Source organism: Aquibaculum arenosum, from assembly GCF_029222965.1.
Classification (GTDB): domain Bacteria; phylum Pseudomonadota; class Alphaproteobacteria; order Kiloniellales; family DSM-21159; genus Aquibaculum; species Aquibaculum arenosum.
Genome location: NZ_JARHUD010000001.1, coordinates 576977 through 593687, shown reverse-complemented (window position 1 = coordinate 593687; position 16711 = coordinate 576977). Strand labels below are relative to the sequence as shown.

General features: G+C 65.1%; 13 protein-coding genes. 6 read left to right on the top strand and 7 right to left on the bottom strand.

Annotation, left to right across the window (positions count from 1 at the left end; genetic code table 11):
* The first annotated feature begins 66 nt into the window (after positions 1-66).
* A complete protein-coding gene (locus tag P2G67_RS02725; RefSeq protein WP_275819776.1) occupies positions 67-687 on the top strand; it encodes a gamma-glutamylcyclotransferase in 621 nt (206 codons plus the stop codon).
* 9 nt (positions 688-696) lie between these two features.
* Here the strand turns inward: P2G67_RS02725 and meaB are convergent, their stop codons facing one another.
* The 6 genes from meaB to rsmI form a co-directional block, all read right to left on the bottom strand.
* Complete coding sequence (meaB, locus tag P2G67_RS02720; RefSeq protein WP_275819774.1) at positions 697-1701, bottom strand: methylmalonyl Co-A mutase-associated GTPase MeaB; 1005 nt, start codon at positions 1699-1701, stop codon at positions 697-699.
* Positions 1702-1752: 51 nt separating this feature from the next.
* The gene (locus P2G67_RS02715; RefSeq protein WP_275819772.1) at positions 1753-3276 is read right to left on the bottom strand and encodes a YifB family Mg chelatase-like AAA ATPase; all 1524 of its coding nucleotides are present in this window, start codon (positions 3274-3276) and stop codon (positions 1753-1755) included.
* Positions 3277-3380: 104 nt separating this feature from the next.
* Complete coding sequence (gshB, locus tag P2G67_RS02710; RefSeq protein ID WP_275819770.1) at positions 3381-4349, bottom strand: glutathione synthase; 969 nt, start codon at positions 4347-4349, stop codon at positions 3381-3383.
* A 94-nt stretch (positions 4350-4443) separates the two neighbouring features.
* Entirely contained in the window at positions 4444-5301 is an 858-nt protein-coding gene (locus P2G67_RS02705) for a SirB1 family protein (RefSeq protein WP_275819768.1), read from the bottom strand.
* A gap of 100 nt (positions 5302-5401) precedes the next feature.
* Positions 5402-5776 (bottom strand): YraN family protein, encoded by a 375-nt coding sequence (locus tag P2G67_RS02700; protein ID WP_275819766.1) that lies wholly within the window; start codon positions 5774-5776, stop codon positions 5402-5404.
* Entirely contained in the window at positions 5766-6596 is an 831-nt protein-coding gene (gene rsmI, locus P2G67_RS02695; RefSeq protein ID WP_275819857.1) for a 16S rRNA (cytidine(1402)-2'-O)-methyltransferase, read from the bottom strand. Before rsmI ends, P2G67_RS02700 begins: the two co-directional genes overlap by 11 nt.
* Before the next feature lie 98 nt (positions 6597-6694).
* Here rsmI and P2G67_RS02690 point away from each other — a divergent pair, with 98 nt between their 5' ends.
* Entirely contained in the window at positions 6695-7903 is a 1209-nt protein-coding gene (locus tag P2G67_RS02690) for a penicillin-binding protein activator (protein ID WP_275819764.1), read from the top strand.
* Between the two features lie 54 nt (positions 7904-7957).
* Here the strand turns inward: P2G67_RS02690 and P2G67_RS02685 are convergent, their stop codons facing one another.
* Entirely contained in the window at positions 7958-11200 is a 3243-nt protein-coding gene (locus tag P2G67_RS02685; protein ID WP_275819761.1) for a YhdP family protein, read from the bottom strand.
* A gap of 108 nt (positions 11201-11308) precedes the next feature.
* On the opposite strand from P2G67_RS02685, the gene P2G67_RS02680 reads away from it, so the two are divergent.
* The 4 genes from P2G67_RS02680 to P2G67_RS02665 all read left to right on the top strand — a co-directional run bounded on the left by P2G67_RS02680 (position 11309) and on the right by P2G67_RS02665 (position 16669).
* Entirely contained in the window at positions 11309-14284 is a 2976-nt protein-coding gene (locus P2G67_RS02680) for a bifunctional [glutamine synthetase] adenylyltransferase/[glutamine synthetase]-adenylyl-L-tyrosine phosphorylase (protein ID WP_275819759.1), read from the top strand.
* 14 nt (positions 14285-14298) lie between these two features.
* Positions 14299-14763: a thioredoxin-dependent thiol peroxidase gene (gene bcp / locus P2G67_RS02675; protein WP_275819757.1), complete on the top strand. Its 465-nt coding sequence runs from the start codon at positions 14299-14301 to the stop codon at positions 14761-14763.
* Positions 14763-15560: a ferritin-like domain-containing protein gene (locus tag P2G67_RS02670; RefSeq protein WP_275819755.1), complete on the top strand. Its 798-nt coding sequence runs from the start codon at positions 14763-14765 to the stop codon at positions 15558-15560. Before bcp ends, P2G67_RS02670 begins: the two co-directional genes overlap by 1 nt.
* A 101-nt stretch (positions 15561-15661) precedes the next feature.
* Positions 15662-16669 (top strand): TAXI family TRAP transporter solute-binding subunit, encoded by a 1008-nt coding sequence (locus P2G67_RS02665; RefSeq protein WP_275819753.1) that lies wholly within the window; start codon positions 15662-15664, stop codon positions 16667-16669.
* The last annotated feature ends 42 nt before the right edge of the window (positions 16670-16711 follow it).

Here is a 16711-nt window from a genome sequence, read left to right as displayed (position 1 = left end):
TAGTCCATTCAGTCCAGGATGAAGCTTTGCCGCGACGCGGTACAATCGTTAAAGTGTCCGGCGGTTATGACAGCAGACCTTGTTCTTCCCGACCCCGATACTCTCCTGCGCGCCGTAGAGGAACCAGTGGCGCGTGCGCGGCCCGTTCTACCCAAGGATCGTGACTGGTGGGTCTTCGGCTATGGCTCACTGATGTGGAACCCAGGCTTCCCTCACCACGAGGGCCGCAGCGCCCTGCTGCGCGGCTACCACCGGCGCTTTTGTGTCTTTTCCCTGCGCTATCGGGGCACCCCGGAACGACCGGGTCTGGTGCTCGGCCTGGCGCCGGGCGGGGCCTGCCGCGGGATGGCCTTCCGGGTGCCGGCCTCCGAGGGCGAGGAGGTGCTCGACTATCTCTGGGAGCGGGAAATGATTACGGGGGTCTATCGACCCCGTTGGCTACGCGTCGACACACCGCAAGGTCCGGCGCATGCCCTGTCCTTTGTTGCCGATCCTGGGCACGGCCAGTACTGCCGCCTCAATGCGGAGAACACCGCCGCGCTCATTCGCCAGGGCGTGGGCCTGCGAGGCCCCTGCCGCGACTACTTAATAAACACTGAACGCCACCTGCGTGACATGGGGATACGCGATCGCATGCTGTCCCGCCTGATCGACCTGCTGGAAGAGCCGAACCCAGACAAGAGATAGCGCCACGGCTTAGTCGCGCGAAGGCGCCTCGCCGAGAAAGCGGCCCAGCAGCTCCTGGGCAGCCGCTGCTGGTGTGGTGCGGCCCGCGGCAACCGCCGCTTCCGCTTCGGCCAGGCGTGCGGCCACAGCGGGCGCGGCGGCAAAGCGGCTGCGCAACTCCTCCTCGATCTCCGACCACATCCAGGCCTTGGCCTGGGCAGCGCGCCGGCTTGCCAAGCCCGCCTCGCCCAACACCTCGCGGTGACGCTGGACCGCGGCCCAGACTTCGGCAAAACCGCGATGCTCAGTGGAGGAGACCTGCAGGACCGGCACCTGCCAATCCGCCGAAAGCGGGCGCAGCATGCGCAGCGCGCTGCGGTACTCGGCCGCGGCGCGGCGAGCAGCGGCTTGCATGTCCCCATCGGCCTTGTTGACCACCACCAGTTCGGCCAGTTCGACAATGCCCTTCTTGATGCCCTGCAGCTCGTCGCCGCCTCCGGGCAGAAGCAACAGCGCGAAGAGATCGACCATCTCGGCCACGGCGGTTTCCGACTGGCCAACGCCCACCGTCTCCACGATACCCACGTCGTAACCGGCCGCTTCGCACAGCAGCAGGACTTCGCGGGTCCGCCGCGCCACACCGCCCAGAGACCGCCCCGCCGGGGAGGGCCGGATAAAGGCATCCGGCGAGCGCGAAAGCAGCTCCATGCGCGTCTTGTCGCCGAGGATCGACCCACCGGCGCGCCGCGAGGAGGGATCGACCGCGAGCACCGCCACCCGGCGCCCCTGCTCGATCAGGTAGAGCCCGAAGGCCTCGATGAAGGTGGACTTACCCACACCCGGTACGCCGGATATGCCCAGGCGCACGGCCTTGCCGGTTTCCGGCAGCAGTTGGGCCAGCAGAGCATCGGCCGAAGCGCGATGGTCGGGCCGGGTGGACTCCACCAGCGTGATGGCCCGGGCAAGCGCCCGCCGGTCACCCGCCACCACCTGTTCAGCCAGTTGCTCGATGTTCGATGATTGGGTCTGCCTCATGGGAGGCGAACCTAATGCAGTTGGCCGGCTTTTGGAATCGCGCGGCGTGCCTTAGGTGCGGCTGAGCGCCATGCGGCGATAGGTGAGCGCTTCGGCAAGTTGAGGGCGGCCCACCCTCTCCTCGCCGGCCAGATCGGCCAGCGTACGAGCGACCCGCAGCACCCGGTGATAGCTGCGGGCGGTGAGGCGCAGTTTCTCGGCGGCACCGGTGAGCAGTCCGCGGGCATCGCCGTCGAGCTCAGCCGCCTCCTCCAGCAGGCGCCCCTCCAGCTCCGCGTTGCTGCGCGGCCGGCGGTCTTCCGGGAGGGCGGCGAAACGCCGGGCCTGGATCGCCCGGGCAGCCGCTACCCGCTCCGCGACCTGGGCACTGCCCTCCCTCGGCTCCGGCAGGGCGAGGTCCGCGAGGGAGACCGCCGGCACGTCGACATGCAGATCGATGCGATCGAACAGCGGGCCGGAAATCTTTGCCTGATAGTCCAAAGCGCAGCGCGGCGCGCGGGCGCAGGCCTGGGCGGCATCGTCCAGATGGCCGCAGCGGCAGGGGTTCATTGCAGCGACCAGTTGAACCCGCGCGGGATAGGTCACATGCGCGTTGGCCCGCGCGATGGAGACGCGCCCGGTCTCCAGGGGCTGGCGCAGGGCCTCCAGGGTGGCGCGTGCGAACTCCGGCAGCTCGTCGAGAAAGAGCACGCCGTTGTGGGCCAGCGACACCTCGCCCGGTTTTGCCCGATGGCCGCCACCCACCAACGACGGCAGCGAGGCCGAGTGGTGCGGGTCGCGAAAGGGCCGCTGACGCAGCAACTTGCCCTCCTCCAGCGTGCCGGCCACGGAATGGATCATCGACACCTCCAGCGCCTCCGCCGGCGACAGAGATGGCAGCAGGCCGGGCAAGCGTGCCGCCAGCATGGACTTGCCGCTGCCGGGCGGTCCGGTCATGAGAAGGTTGTGGCTGCCAGCAGCCGCAATTTCTGCGGCGCGCTTGGCACTTTCCTGACCCTTGATGTCGGCGAGATCAGCACCTTCATCCCGCGGCGGGGCCACGGCGGGCTCTGGCGGGGTGAGCACCTGGCTGCCCTTCACGTGATTTACCAGTGCCAGAAGATCATTGGGCGCCAGAACCTCAATGCCTTGTGCCCAAGCCGCCTCGCCGCCTTGCGCCTGGGGGCAGATCAGTCCGCGCCCCTGTGCCGAGGCATGCAGTGCGGCGGGAAGCACACCGGCGACGGGATTCATGCGGCCGTCCAATGAGAGCTCGCCCAGCGCCAGAAAGCCCGCCATCTCGTCCGGCGGCAGCACGCCCATGGCGGCGAGCAGCCCGACGGCGATCGGCAGGTCGAAGTGGCTGCCTTCCTTGGCGAGATCGGCGGGCGCCAGGTTCACGACGATGCGCTTCTGCGGCAGCGAAAGACCCAGGGAGGCGAGCGCACCGCTCACGCGCTCGCGGCTTTCCCCCACCGCCTTGTCAGCCAGACCGACGATCAGGAAGTTTGCCAGCCCCGGATGCAGCCGGACCTGGACATCGACCTCCACGACCTCGATCCCCTGAAACGCGACCGTCGCCACGCGCGCGACCATTCCCGTTCCCCGCTCTGTTCAGTCGAGCACGACTATGCAGAGAACGCGGTTAAATTGAAATAGTTTAGATTACGCCAGTCGAGGAGCGGCGCCGATGTGGAGCACTATTCGGGCAGCCGACGGTCCGGCCGATCATCCAGGCGGCCTTCGATCGCATCCCAGATCATGCCCGAAAGGTTGTCTCCGGTGAAACGCTCGATCTCCTGCAGGCCCGTTGGCGAGGTGACATTGATCTCCGTTAGGTAGCGGCCGATCACGTCGATGCCGACGAAGATCAAGCCCCGCTCCTTCAGCGCGGGTCCGATGGCTTCACAGATCTCCCGGTCGCGCGCGGACAAATCGCAGGCCACGGCACGTCCGCCCACGTGCATGTTGGAGCGCGCCTCCCCCTCGGCGGGGATGCGGTTGATCGCCCCCACCGCCTCGCCATCAACCAGGATGATCCGCTTGTCGCCCTGGCGCACCTCCGGAAGGTACTTCTGGACGATGATCGGTTCGCGATAGAGCTGAGTGAAGAGCTCGAGCAGAGCATTCAGGTTCTCGTCGCCCGGTGCGATGTGGAACACGCCGGCGCCGCCGTTGCCGAACAACGGCTTGACGATGATGTCCTCGTGCTGGACGCGAAAATCCACGACCTCAGCGTGATCGCTGGTGATCAGCGTCGGCGGCATGAGATCCGGAAATTGGGTGACAAAGAGCTTTTCCGGCGCATTGCGCACGTGCATGGGGTCGTTGACCACCAGCGTGCTGGGGTGCACGTGCTCCAGCAGGTGAGTGGCGGTGATGTAAGCCATATCGAAGGGCGGGTCCTGGCGCATCAGCACCACGTCGAGGCCGCCGAGATCCAGCGACTCCGGCGCCCCCAGTTCCGCATGCTCTCCCAGCTTGCGCTCGACGCGCAGCGGCCGGGCGCGGGCGAACAAGCGGCCATCGCGAAAGGCCAGGTCCTGTGGCTGATAGTGGAAGAGCGCATGGCCACGCGCCTGAGCTTCCAGCGCCAGCGCAAAAGTGCTGTCCGCGTTGATGTCGACCCCCTCGATGGGGTCCATCTGGATGGCAACAGCGAGGCTCATGAACAATCCCCTAGTTCGGAAAGCGGAAGGGTTAGCACCACCCGCCCGACCTGCAAAGTCACAGTCTCAGCTAAGCTGACTCGGTTAAGCCAGTTCAGTTCAGCCGCGTGCGAAGACGCGCAAGGATCTCACGCACTTCCGTCCGGTGACCGTCATCTCCCTCAAGGGAAAGATAGTGCTGCAAGGCCTGGATGGCTGCGCCGAGATTCTCTTCGTGCATGTAGAGCAGCCCCGCTTCCCGCCACAGAGCCGGCGTGGCCGGCGCGAACAGCAGCATACCTTCGATCACACGCAGCGCCTCGACCCGCTTTTGATCGCGCAACAGTCGGAGCTTGCGATTGTTCTGCAGGCGCAGCAGCACCTCACGATTGCTCACCCCGGCATGGTGCTCGGGCTGCAGTTCGGCATCGACGCCAGAGAGGACCTTGAGCAACTCACGCAGCTCATCCGCGGTGCGTACCGCCCCGCCATTAAAGGGGTCGATGATCGCCCGGCGCCCCTCGGCTTCCATCCGGATGAGGAAATGTCCCGGAAAACCCAAGCCCTCGGCGGACCAGCCGCAGCTTTGGGCGATCCGCAGATAGAGAATGCCAAGCGCCACCGGCAACCCGCGCCGGCGGTCGATCACCCGCATCATGTCGGCATTCTGCAGGTCGTCGTAGGTCTCCTCGTCGCCAGCGTAGCCGTAACGCTCGAAGAGCAGGTGGTTGATGATCGCAACCTGCTCCTCCAGCTTTGGCGGAGTGCTGCACCGCCGGGCCAGGTCCGCCGCATCGCGTTCCAGCAGCGTGAGGTGATGAAAATAGCGGTCGAGTGGTTCGTCGCCCGAGCTTTGGAAAACCGCCAGCAAGATTGCCAGCCGCGCGAGGTCCAGCTGCGCATCGGCTTTACTCGCCTGGTCGCGCAGTATCGTGGCAATCTGATTACGATCCGATCCTGTCCCGCCTATCACCGCAAGCTTGTCCTCCTGTCTGGTGCGTAGCGTTCAGCCTCAAGGGCGGATGCACCGCGGTCAACGTCCTTCCAGTGATGGGGCAGTATCCTGAACATCTTTACCCCCCTTCGCGCCAGACATCCGGCAAGTGGAGCGGGAGGCGGCCAGGATAGAGCAGCAGCGCATCAAAACGACAGGCGCAAAGAGAGAACTGCGGATTCTGTTGCAGAAAAAGCCGGGCGGCGCGGGCAATACGTTGGCGCTGGCGCAGCGAGATCGCCCGCATGGCGGCGGCCTCCTCGTTGCGCCGCTTCACCTCCACGAAAACCAGCACAGACCCACGCTTTGCGATCAGATCGATCTCGCCCAGGCGCGAGCGCCAACCGCGGGCAAGGATGCGATAACCCTTCAGCCGCAGCCACCAAGCCGCGAGACGTTCGGCCCGGCGGCCCCGGCTATAGGCTTCGCGCCGTAGGCTGGCGTCATCGCTCATCGCCCCGCTCCAACTCCAGCGCGCGGCGATAGACCCTCCGGCGCGGCAAACCACTTTCCGCTGCCACACGATCAACGGCATCGCGCAGAGTCTCTGCTTTCAGGGCGGCAATCAGGCGCCCGTCGAGCTGCTCCTCCGCGCTCTGTTCCTGCACAGCCTCCGGCAACGGCCCGATCAGCAGCACAATTTCGCCCCGCGGCGGCGGCACATCGCGGTAGTGAGCAACCAGATCGCACAGGGGGCCGCGCTGCACTTCCTCGTGCAGCTTGGTCAGCTCGCGCGCAACGGCGGCGGGGCGCGCCCCGCCCAGAACAGCTTCAGCATCGACGAGGGCTTCAGCCAGACGCCGCGGGGATTCAAAAAAGATCAACGTGCCCGGTACAGCGCTGACTTCCCCCAGTGTCTTGCGACGCGCCGCAGTCTTGGCCGGCAGAAAACCGCCAAAGAAGAAGCGATCGCTGGGCAGGCCGGACAGGCTGAGCGCCATCAGCACCGCGGAAGCCCCGGGAACCGCGGTCACGGCCAGGCCTTCATCCAGCAGGGCTTGTACGAGTTTGTAGCCGGGGTCAGACACCAGCGGCGTGCCGGCATCGCTGACCAGCGCCACGGTCTTGCCATCCCGCAGGGCTTCAATCAGTCTCGGTCTGACGCGTTCGGCGTTATGGTCATGGTAGGCAAGCAGGGATCTTTCGATACCATGAGCGTGCAACAAACGACTCGTGACCCGCGTATCCTCGCAGGCTACGAGATCGGCTCGGCGCAGTACATCGAGCGCACGCAGCCCAATGTCCGCCAGGTTGCCAATAGGGGTGGCGACCAGGTAAAGCGCCGGCTCCAGAGGCTGCGTAAGCGCCTTGATCGTCAGAGTTGTTACTCCACTTCGAACCGTTTTCTTGTCCCCAGTTCAAGGAGCCGCCGATGACTGCCTCGCGGATTGCCGGAAGCGCTGCAGCTGCCATCCTCCTCTTTCTGGTAGGCGCTTGCGCCAGCCCGCAGGCTACGCGCCAGGCGGAACAGCCGCAACAGCCACCCGAGGAGGTGGCGCTGCCCGAAGAGGAGATGGCCCGGCCTTTCTATGACGACGGCCGAACCCGGGTGGCCTTGCTGGCCCCACTGAGCGGCGAGCACGCACCGGTGGGCCAGGCCCTGGTGAACGCCGCGCAGATGGCACTCTTCGACATTGGAGAAGATGACTTCGCCCTCGCAGTAAAGGACACCGCTGCCAGCGGCAGCAGCGTCAATCTGGCCCTGGAGGAATCCATCGAGGAAGGCGCCCAGCTGGTGCTTGGCCCGCTCTTCGCCTCCGACGTCCGGGCTGTGCGCGGCACTGCCATGGGCTCCGGCCTGCCGCTTCTGGTCTTCTCCAACGATCGCACCCTTGCCGGCAACGGCGTCTACGTCATGGGGCTCACGCCTCAGGCCGAGGTCGAACGGGTGGTCGACTATGCGCAGCGCAATGGCCTGCGGCGCATCGGGCTGCTGATGCCCGATTCAGCCTACGGCGATGCAATCCGCTCCGCGCTCCGGGAGGCCACTCAGCGATTCGGAGGAGACTTGGTCGAGGTGGTGACCTACGATCCCCGCTCGCCGGACTTCTCACAACCGGTTCGCCAGTTCGCGCAGAGCGCCACCAGTCGCTACGATGCCGTTCTCGTGCCGGCCGGCGGCCGGGAGCTTCTGTCGCTTGCCGCGCAGCTTGCCAACTACAATGTGGACCCCAGCCAGATTCAGTATCTCGGCACCCGTCTGTGGGAGAATCGTGCTCTGGGCGCCGAACCGGCCCTGGCCGGCGGCTGGTTCGCCTCACCGGCGCGCGGCTCCTGGGAGCGTTTTGCCGAACGCTACCGCGAGATCTACGATGCCCGGCCGCCGCGCATCGCCTCCGTGGCCTACGATTCTACGGCGATGGCCGCCGCTCTGGCCCAGGACGCGGCGCAGAACGGCAACGATCAACCCTATGACCGCGGGTCGCTGGAGAACCCCAACGGCTTCGCCGGTGTAGACGGCTTGTTCCGCCTGCAATCGAATGGCCAGGTGGAGCGCGGCCTTGCTGTCTATGAGTTGCAGCGCGACGCCTTCATCGAATTGGAAGAAGCACCGAGAAGCTTTGAGGTTTTGATCAACTGAACCGACAGCAAGCGCGGCTCCGAGCAAAGCGATTTCAATTGAACGCAATGTGCTCTATGGGCCGCGCATGCTTTCCGGCGGGAAGGGATCGAAACCGCGGTTATCCTCTTCCTCCTCACTATCGCTGCTGGCTGCCGGAAGATTGAAGAGATTGCGCAGGAAACCGGGCGCCAGAGCCGACAGCGGATTGACCGAGAACTGGGGATCCTCCAGCGATCCGCTGAGACGATAGTTCACGCCGAGAATGCCTTCCCCCTCGCCACCGGTGAGCAGGAATCCTAGGAGCGGAATGGCGCCCAGCACCTGGTTGAGCGAATAGGCAGGCACCAGGGTGCCCCGCACGTCCGAGTTCGCCCCTTCCAGATCCAGATGTCCGCGCGCGGTGATGCCGAGCGCCGGTCCGTAAGCCCGCACCAGATCGCTGCTCAAACGGCCATCAGCCAAAACCACCTCGCCCGTCAAGCGCTGGAAAGTGATCCCATCACCGCCAAGCAGTTCGCCAATGCCGGTCAGAGAGGCAATGGTCAGCAGGCGGGCCATGGCCGGTGCTTCCACCAGCGTGTAGTCGTCAGCCCAGAGTTCGAAGGTCATGGGATGATCCGGCAAAGGACCCTCCCCGCTTCCCACCACGGACAGACTGCCGCCTTCCAGCGTGTCGAAGAGATCGATCGCCCGAAGCATCGCGCCGAAATCGTCGGCTTGGAGCTGTAAGGCCTTGCCGACGCGACCTGCCGCGTCCCCGTAGATCAGGGACACGGTCTTCGGGCCCCCCTCATCCGCCGCGCCACCGCCACGGCGCCAGAGATGCCGGGGGACCTGACCCCGCAGCACGGCCTCCTGCCAACCGGCCGCGTCGCGAAAGAGGCGCAGTTCCGCCGCTTCTAGGAAACGATTTTCCGCAAAGCGTAGCTGTGAGACGTTCGGCGCGACGATGCGCAGCGTCGAATCCGGAACCTCCGGCTCCTGCACGTCCGTCCCAGCTTGAGTCTCGGCCTCCTCGTCTCCCAGGAAGTCCTCGACGTCGAGCTGTCCGCTTCCGATCTCGGCCTCCAGGCCGCCGTCCGACAGGAAGCGCAGTGTAAGGGCCTGCAGACTGCTGTTGCCGAAGTTGGCATTGCCCAGGTTGAGTGTGTTGGGCTCCCCGAGTTCATCGAAGGTCATCAGCCCAGCGCTCATGGTCAAACCCTCAGCATCGAAGCTCATGTCCTCGATTGCCGTGGGTAGCTCATCCCGAAGAAGCAGCCGTCCTGTAAAACGTCCCGGAACGCCCGAAGGCTTGTCCCAGTCAAGTTCCTCGATTTGAACGGCGGCTTCGGCAAGATCGACATTCAGATCCAGACGGCTGTCTCCCTGCACCGGGATACCAAGATCTATTTCCGCCGCCACCGGGCCGGTCAGATAGGGCGCCAAATCCACGCCCAGCCGCTCGCGCGCCGGCTGTCCGAGGTGGGGAATTGAGGCCGTGACCTGCGTGCGCTCCCCGCCGCCTTCGAAGGCTTCGCTCCAGTTCACTGCATAGGCCTGGGTATCACCCAAGGCCAGATCACCACTGACCTGCATGCCATGCTGGGTCAGTGAGAGAGACAGCGGCCCGCCGGAGAGGTCCTCTCCCAGCACGGCTTGGCGCAACAGGACCTCACTCACGGTCCCGTCCACCCCAAGGTCTATGTCATCAAAGGTGACCTCGTCTTCGAGCGGCAGGACGAAGCGAAGCCGGGCATTAGCTTGCCCGGCCGAGCCTTCGGAGGTGAAGCCCAGTTCCGCAAGCAGGTCGAGCCGCGGATGTTCCAGCGTTTCCAGAACCGTCCGCAAGGGACCAACGGCGTCGAAGCTCACGTCCAGCCACTGGTCCGGCTCCTGCAGGCCGGAGATGACCACGTCGCCGCCGGAAACCGCCAACTCCTGCATGCCGCCGTTCTCAACGACGAAGTTGAAGGAATCGGCATCGAAGGTGGCCGTGCCGTGAAGACCCACCGCCGGCGGCAGTGGCCGCAGATAGTGAACCTCCAGGTCGCGAAAACTGAAAGATCCGTCGAGCCGATGCACCAGAGGTTCCGCCGTCGGATCTTTGGGGAGGGTCACATCCGCCGCCACCCGCCCTTCCGGTGCTTCGCCCACAGGGATGTTCTCCACCACCCAGGGGCGGCCGCCATCGCGCAGTATTGTGGGCCAGTAAAGATGCAAGTCCGGCACCAACACATGTTCGACCGAGGCCTCGGTGGTCACGCGAAGCCCATTCGTCCCTTCGCGTACATCCGCGGAGGCACTGAGACGTGGGCCAGGCTCCAGTTCGTTGCCCAGATGCAGATCGAGTTGTTCAAGTCCGAAGGTGCCGCCGGCGCCATCAAAGGCTCCCCGGGCGCTCAGCGAAAGGAGGTCGAAGGGGCGCGCGAAAACCTCCGTCAGATCAATCCGGCCGCCATCGCTGGCGATCTCGAAGGTGCCGCTGGGCAAGCGCCCATCAATCGGCACATTCGCCTGCAACTGGCCGCTGAGACCCAACTCGATCCCGTCGAGTTCCGCGAAACCGGACCAGGGAGCAAACTCGTTGACGCGCAGGTCCTCGAACTGCGTCTGGCTTTCAACCACCTGCTGATCGCTGCGGAACCAGAGTGAAGAGCGCAGAGCGGCGCGTGCCTGGCCAAATGCTGCTTCTCCCTGGACCTGGGCACCAATGCCACCCACCTCGCGCCAGATCTGTATTCCGCCTTGGCGCAGCTCGATCCGTCGGCCGACGCGACGGTCATCGAAGAGCAGCCGGGCATTGCGAATGTCGATATGCTGCAGATAGGTGATCGCCTTGTCCGGGTCGCGCGGCTCCAGGAGCTGGGCCAGCACGTCGTCCGCCACCCCCGAGAGATCGGGCACTTCGTCGCTGTCCGCCGGCGGTGCACCGAAGGCAAAGGCGCCCTCTTCATCGCGCAGCACACGCAGGCGGGCCCGATCCAACTCGATGCGGGTGGCACCGAAGGTGCCGTGCAACAGTGCTTCGAGACTGAGGGTCAACTCGACCCGCGGAAGGTAGGCCAGCGGCTGCCCCTCGCTGTCGCGCAGACGCCAGTTGCGCGCCTCCACCTGAATTTCTCGGCTGCTGCCGTCCCAGATCAAGGCGGTGGAGCCTACCTCGGCCACCACCCCTTCGCCGGCAAAGGCCTGTTCGATCCGCGGGGCGAGGAAATCCATGGGCACAGGGCCGGCGGTTAATCGCCAGAAGACAATCAGCAGGACGACCACCAGCAAGGCGACCGCTCCGCCCATGACCTCCAACAGCACACGTCCGAACCGATTGACCCTCATGTGGCGATCCTAATCCGGATCGCTGTCCGGGCACAGCTTCCGCACCGGCTTGACCATTCAAGGCTGGCTCGCGCAGGCTTCATTTTTCTCACGTACAGGCACCGCCCCATGGATTCCGACCAACTGCCACCGCCCGACAGGCTTCCCCTGCCGGTGAACAGCGAACGTGCGGACATTGGCCTGACACACTGGCATGAAAGGCTTGAACGCCTCGACCCTGCGGTGCGCGCCGCACCGGCGGCCTTGGCCGAAAGCGATACCGGCAAAGCGCTGTTGCGGTGCATCTTCGGTCACTCACCGTTCCTTGGCCAATGTCTTTTGTCTGATCCCACTTTCCTTGTCGACCTGGGCCGGCTGGGTCCAGAGGCTTGCCTGGAGCAGACGCTGGCGGACAGCAGGGACCCGAAACTGGCGCGGAAAAGCCGGGCAGAGGTCGAGAGCGGTTTGAGGCGAGCCAAGCGACGCGTTGCCCTTGTGACGGCCATCGCTGACATGACCGACGCCTGGCCACTGCTGCAGGTGACGCAGGCCCTGTCAGACTTTGCGGATGCAGCACTGGACACGGCACTCGCCCATCTGCTGCTCGACGCGCACGAACGCGAGGAGCTTATTCTGGCCGACCCGGAGCGCCCACTGGACCGCTGTGGCTTCAGCGTTCTGGCGATGGGAAAATACGGTGCCAGGGAACTCAACTATTCCTCCGATATTGACCTGATCCTGCTGTTCGACCCGGACCGCATCGACTACCGCCGTGCGCGCGGTGTGCAGGAAGGTATGGTCCGAATGGCGCGGGAACTGTCCCGCCTGATGGATGAGCGGACGGCCGATGGATACGTCTTCCGCACGGACCTGCGCCTGCGTCCCGATCCGGGTGCCACACCGCTCTGCCTGTCGGTGAACGGTGCCCTCACCTACTACGAATCCCAGGGCCAGAACTGGGAGCGGGCGGCCATGATCAAGGCCCGAGCAGCAGCAGGTGACGAGGATCTGGGGACATCCTTCCTGCGCGAGCTCACACCTTTCATCTGGCGTAAGCATCTCGATTTCTGGGCGATCCAGGACATCCATTCCATCAAGCGCCAGATCCACGCACACAAGGGCGGCGCCGATGTTGCGGTGGAGGGCCATAACATCAAGCTGGGCCGCGGCGGGATTCGTGAAATCGAGTTCTTCGTCCAGACGCAACAGCTCATCTACGGCGGACGCGACCCGGAGCTTCGGACTCCGCGCACGCTGGACGCCCTGCAAGCCCTGACCGAGGCCGGCCGGGTGACACCGGAGGCAGCCGCCGACATGCACGCGGCTTACCTTTTCCTGCGTACCCTGGAGCATCGCCTCCAGATGGTGGACGACAAGCAGACCCACAGCCTGCCGGCCACCGCCGAAGGGGTGGGCCGCATAGCGGCCTTCATGGGTTTCCCCGATGAAGCGGCATTCCGGGAGGTGCTTTTGCGCCACCTGCGCGCGGTGGAAGCGCACTATGCCGAACTCTTCGAGGAAGCCCCTTCGCTGGCCGGGCCCGGCAATCTGGTGTTCACCGGCGGAGAGCCCGAACCCGGCACACTGGCCACCCTTCAGGAAATGGGGTTCAAGGACGGCGAACGCGTGTTCAACCTCGTGCGCGCCTGGCACCACGGGCGCTACCGCGCCACCCGCTCGGTGCGCGCTCGGCAGATCCTGACCGAATTGATGCCGGCGCTGCTGCAGGCGCTTGGCCAAGGCAGCGACCCCGATGCCGCCCTGGTCCGTTTCGACACCTTCCTCTCGCGTCTACCGGCCGGTGTGCAACTCTTCTCGCTGCTGTACCAAAACCCCCCGTTGCTGGAGATATTGGCGGAAGTTCTCGGCCATGCGCCGGCGCTTGCCGAACGTCTTGGCCGCCGGCCGGCGCTGCTGGAAGCGGTGATCGACACGGAGTTCTATGCACCCTTGCCGGACGCCCAAACGCTCCGGGACGAACTGGAGGAAGCCTTCCGCCATTGCCGCGACTTCCAGGATCAACTCGACGAAGCCCGGCGCTGGTCGGCCGACCATCGCTTCCAGGTCGGTGTGCAGATTCTGCTGGGCAAGATCGATCCGGCCATTGCCGCGCGCGGGCTCTCCGATCTGGCCGATGTTGCCATCGCCGCCCTTCTGGCCGCGGTCGAGGAAGAGATGGCGGCGTCCCACGGCAGGGTGCCAGGCGCGGGACTAGCCGTGATCGCTCTGGGACGGCTGGGTGCACGGGAGATGACCCTCTCCTCGGACCTGGACCTGGTCTTCGTCTACGATTGTGACGATCCTGCCCAGGAATCCGACGGACGCAAACCGCTGTCCGCCAGCGTTTACTATGGCCGTCTCGCCCAGCGCCTGATCGCAGCGCTCTCGGCGCCGACCGGCGAGGGGTTGCTTTACGAGGTGGATCCCCGCCTGCGGCCCTCGGGTGCCTCAGGTCCCATCGCGCTCTCCCTTCCGGGCTATCAACGCTACCTGGAACAGGATGCCTGGACCTGGGAGCTGATGGCACTCACCCGCTTTCGCGTCGCCGCCGCCGTGCCGGACTTCGCCAACCGGATTCGTTCGACGCTCACCGCGATCCTGACCCGCACGCGAGACCCAGAACGACTGTTGCTCGACGTGGACAACATGCGCCAGCGGATTGCCAAGCAGCATCCTGGCCGCTCGCCATGGGACATCAAGTACAAGCGCGGCGGCCTCTACGATTTGGACTTCATCGCCCAGTACCTGCAGCTGCGCCATGCCGCCGCTCATCCCGAGGTGCTGTGCGGAACGAGCGAAGCCGCCTTCGACGCCCTGGCCCGCGTCCGTGCCTTGGATCAGGAGACTGCCGAGCAATTGCAAGAGGCAATCAAACTCCTGCGCCGGGTGCAGAATTACCTGCGCCTGACCGTGGGCGAGACGTTCGAGCCAGAGAACACGCCGTCGGGTCTGCGCGCCGCACTTGCTCGGACAGCAGGCGTGCTTGACTTCGAGACCCTGGAACGCACTCTGCAAGCACAAACTGAAGCCGTAGCGCAGGCCTACGACGAGCTCATCGGCGAGCCGGCTGCCACCTTGCGCGCGGCCGCCAGCCAGAACGAATGAGGAGAGACACGCCCATGACGGTCGAGCCCGGACAAACCGCTCCCGACTTCACCCTTCCCACCGACGGCGGCAAGACGCTGTCGCTGAGCGAGCTGCGGGGAAAGAAGGTCGTCCTCTACTTCTATCCGAAGGACGATACATCGGGCTGTACCGCTGAGGCCTGCGGATTTCGCGACGCTCTGCCCGATTTCAGCAAGGTCGATGCGGTCATTCTCGGCCTCTCCAAGGACAGCGTGAAAAAGCACGACAAATTCAAAGAGAAGTACGAACTGCCCTTCACCCTCCTGTCCGACGAGGAGGGTGAGGTGTGCGCGGCCTATGGCACCTGGGTCGAGAAATCCATGTACGGGCGCAAGTACATGGGCATCGAGCGTGCCACCTTCCTGATCGACGAACAGGGCGTGGTCCGTCAGGTCTGGCGCAAGGTGAAGGTGCCGGGCCATGTTGATGCCGTGCTGAAGGCCGTCCAGGAGCTCTGATGCAGTTCTCCTTGGCCGGTGCGGCCCTGGCGGTCCTGGACGTCCCGGACCCCGAGCGCAAGGCGCGCCGCAGCCGGGCAGCGGCCTCCGACTGGCGAGGGTTGAGGATCACGGCGATTGGCGAAGGACAGCCGCCGGACAGGCCGGCGCGCCCCGAAAGCCCGGAACTCCTGCCGCCGAACCGCGTGAAGAAGCGCAAGATCGGCCCGGGCACGGCCGGCCGCTTCGCCCTGCTGCACGCCCTGGCTCACATCGAGCTTAACGCCATCGACCTCGCCTGGGACATCATTGCGCGCTTCACGCACGAGGAGCTGCCGCGAGACTTCTACGATGACTGGGTGCGCGTCGCTGATGAGGAAGCCAAGCACTTCTCCCTCCTGTCGGACCGATTGGCGGCGTTGGGGGGCCGCTACGGTGACTTGCCCGCCCACGATGGCCTCTGGCAGGCCGCCGAGGCGACTGCGGACGACCTCCTCGCCCGGCTCGCAGTGGTGCCGATGGTCCTGGAGGCCCGTGGGCTCGACGTCACGCCGGCGATGATCAAGAAGCTGCAGGATGCAGGCGATGAGGAGTCCGCTTCCGTGCTGCAGGTCATATACGATGAGGAAATCGGCCATGTCGCCATCGGCCGGCGCTGGTTCCAGTGGCTGTGCGCCAAGCGCCAGCTCGAGCCGGTAAGCACCTGGCAGCGACTGGTTCGGGAGCGCTTTCGCGGCCCGCTGAAGCCGCCCTTCAACGAACCCGGCCGCAGCAAGGCCGGCCTCTCTGCGGACTACTACAGCGACTTGGTGGGTTAAGAGCCGTCAGCTCTGCCCGCGCCTGCACTTTTGCGATTACCTGGGTGACACCTCCCGCAAACATTGCTAGACGAGCCCCCAAAGCAAGGAGGGAGGGGCCAATGAATGCGAAGGCACTCAAGCAGTGGATGGCAGCGCCAGCGATAGCAGCGCTCTTTCTGCTTCCAGGCATGGCAACGGCAGAGCAGACGTCGAGCGACTGGCCAGACTCGATCAGCATAGGCACGGCCAGCCAGGGTGGGACCTATCTCGTCTATGGCACAGGTCTGGCGGGACTCATCCAGGATCAGTTGAACGTGCCCGCCACTGCCCAGGCAACCGCTGGACCGGTGGAGAACCTGGCACTGCTGCAGTCCGGCGACATCGCGCTAGCCATGGTCACGATGGGTCCCGCCCACGACGCTTGGCAGGGTGAGAACGAACTGGCGCCCGGCTCTAAGATGCATGATCTGCGCGCGCTCTTCCCCATGTACGAGTCGCCTTTCCACATCATGGCGCTGGAAAGCACGGGGCTCTCGACAGCGAGTCAGCTTGACGGTCGGCGCGTTGGTGTGGGCCCGGAAGAGGGTACGCCGGGGACCTACTTCCCTCGCTATTTCCAGCAGCTGGAACTCGATGTCGAGTCACGCTTTGGCGTGGTCGACGACCTGGCCCAGGAGCTGGAGGCTGGCAGCATCGACGCCATTGCGTTGGCCATCGGGGCTCCCATCGCCGCATTTGCGCAGTTCGAGGCCGAGCAGCCGGTAACATTCTTCGCTTTCGATGCTGAGCAGCGAGAGCAGCTTTTGAACGACAACCCGTCGCTCGCTCCCTACACGCTGACCGCCGGCACTTACGAGGCGCTCGAACAGGATCTGCCCACGGTCTCGATGTGGAGCTTTCTCGTCGCTGACAAGGACCTACCCGACAGCCTGGCATACGAGATCACCAAATTGGTCCTGGAAGACAACGAGCGCATGCGCGCGATTCACGCTTCGGCCGCGCAGTCGCGCATCGAGAACTGGAGCGGCAACAGCGTCCTGCCCTTCCACGCGGGTGCGGTGCGCTATCTCCTGGAGCAGGGCATCGACCTGCCGCCCGAGCGTATCCCCGAGGAATACAACGACTGACGCAAGGGCTTGCTGCCAAACCTGCGTAGAAGCGCTACCGTG

What these genes read in the sequence shown, in the direction of transcription:
- P2G67_RS02725 (WP_275819776.1), top strand. Translation starts at nt 67, where the DNA reads ATGACAGCAGACCTTGTTCTTCCCGACCCCGATACTCTCCTGCGCGCC.
- meaB (WP_275819774.1), bottom strand. Translation starts at nt 1,701, where the DNA reads ATGAGGCAGACCCAATCATCGAACATCGAGCAACTGGCTGAACAGGTG.
- P2G67_RS02715 (WP_275819772.1), bottom strand. Translation starts at nt 3,276, where the DNA reads ATGGTCGCGCGCGTGGCGACGGTCGCGTTTCAGGGGATCGAGGTCGTG.
- gshB (WP_275819770.1), bottom strand. Translation starts at nt 4,349, where the DNA reads ATGAGCCTCGCTGTTGCCATCCAGATGGACCCCATCGAGGGGGTCGAC.
- P2G67_RS02700 (WP_275819766.1), bottom strand. Translation starts at nt 5,776, where the DNA reads ATGAGCGATGACGCCAGCCTACGGCGCGAAGCCTATAGCCGGGGCCGC.
- P2G67_RS02690 (WP_275819764.1), top strand. Translation starts at nt 6,695, where the DNA reads ATGACTGCCTCGCGGATTGCCGGAAGCGCTGCAGCTGCCATCCTCCTC.
- P2G67_RS02685 (WP_275819761.1), bottom strand. Translation starts at nt 11,200, where the DNA reads ATGAGGGTCAATCGGTTCGGACGTGTGCTGTTGGAGGTCATGGGCGGA.
- P2G67_RS02680 (WP_275819759.1), top strand. Translation starts at nt 11,309, where the DNA reads ATGGATTCCGACCAACTGCCACCGCCCGACAGGCTTCCCCTGCCGGTG.
- bcp (WP_275819757.1), top strand. Translation starts at nt 14,299, where the DNA reads ATGACGGTCGAGCCCGGACAAACCGCTCCCGACTTCACCCTTCCCACC.
- P2G67_RS02670 (WP_275819755.1), top strand. Translation starts at nt 14,763, where the DNA reads ATGCAGTTCTCCTTGGCCGGTGCGGCCCTGGCGGTCCTGGACGTCCCG.
- P2G67_RS02665 (WP_275819753.1), top strand. Translation starts at nt 15,662, where the DNA reads ATGAATGCGAAGGCACTCAAGCAGTGGATGGCAGCGCCAGCGATAGCA.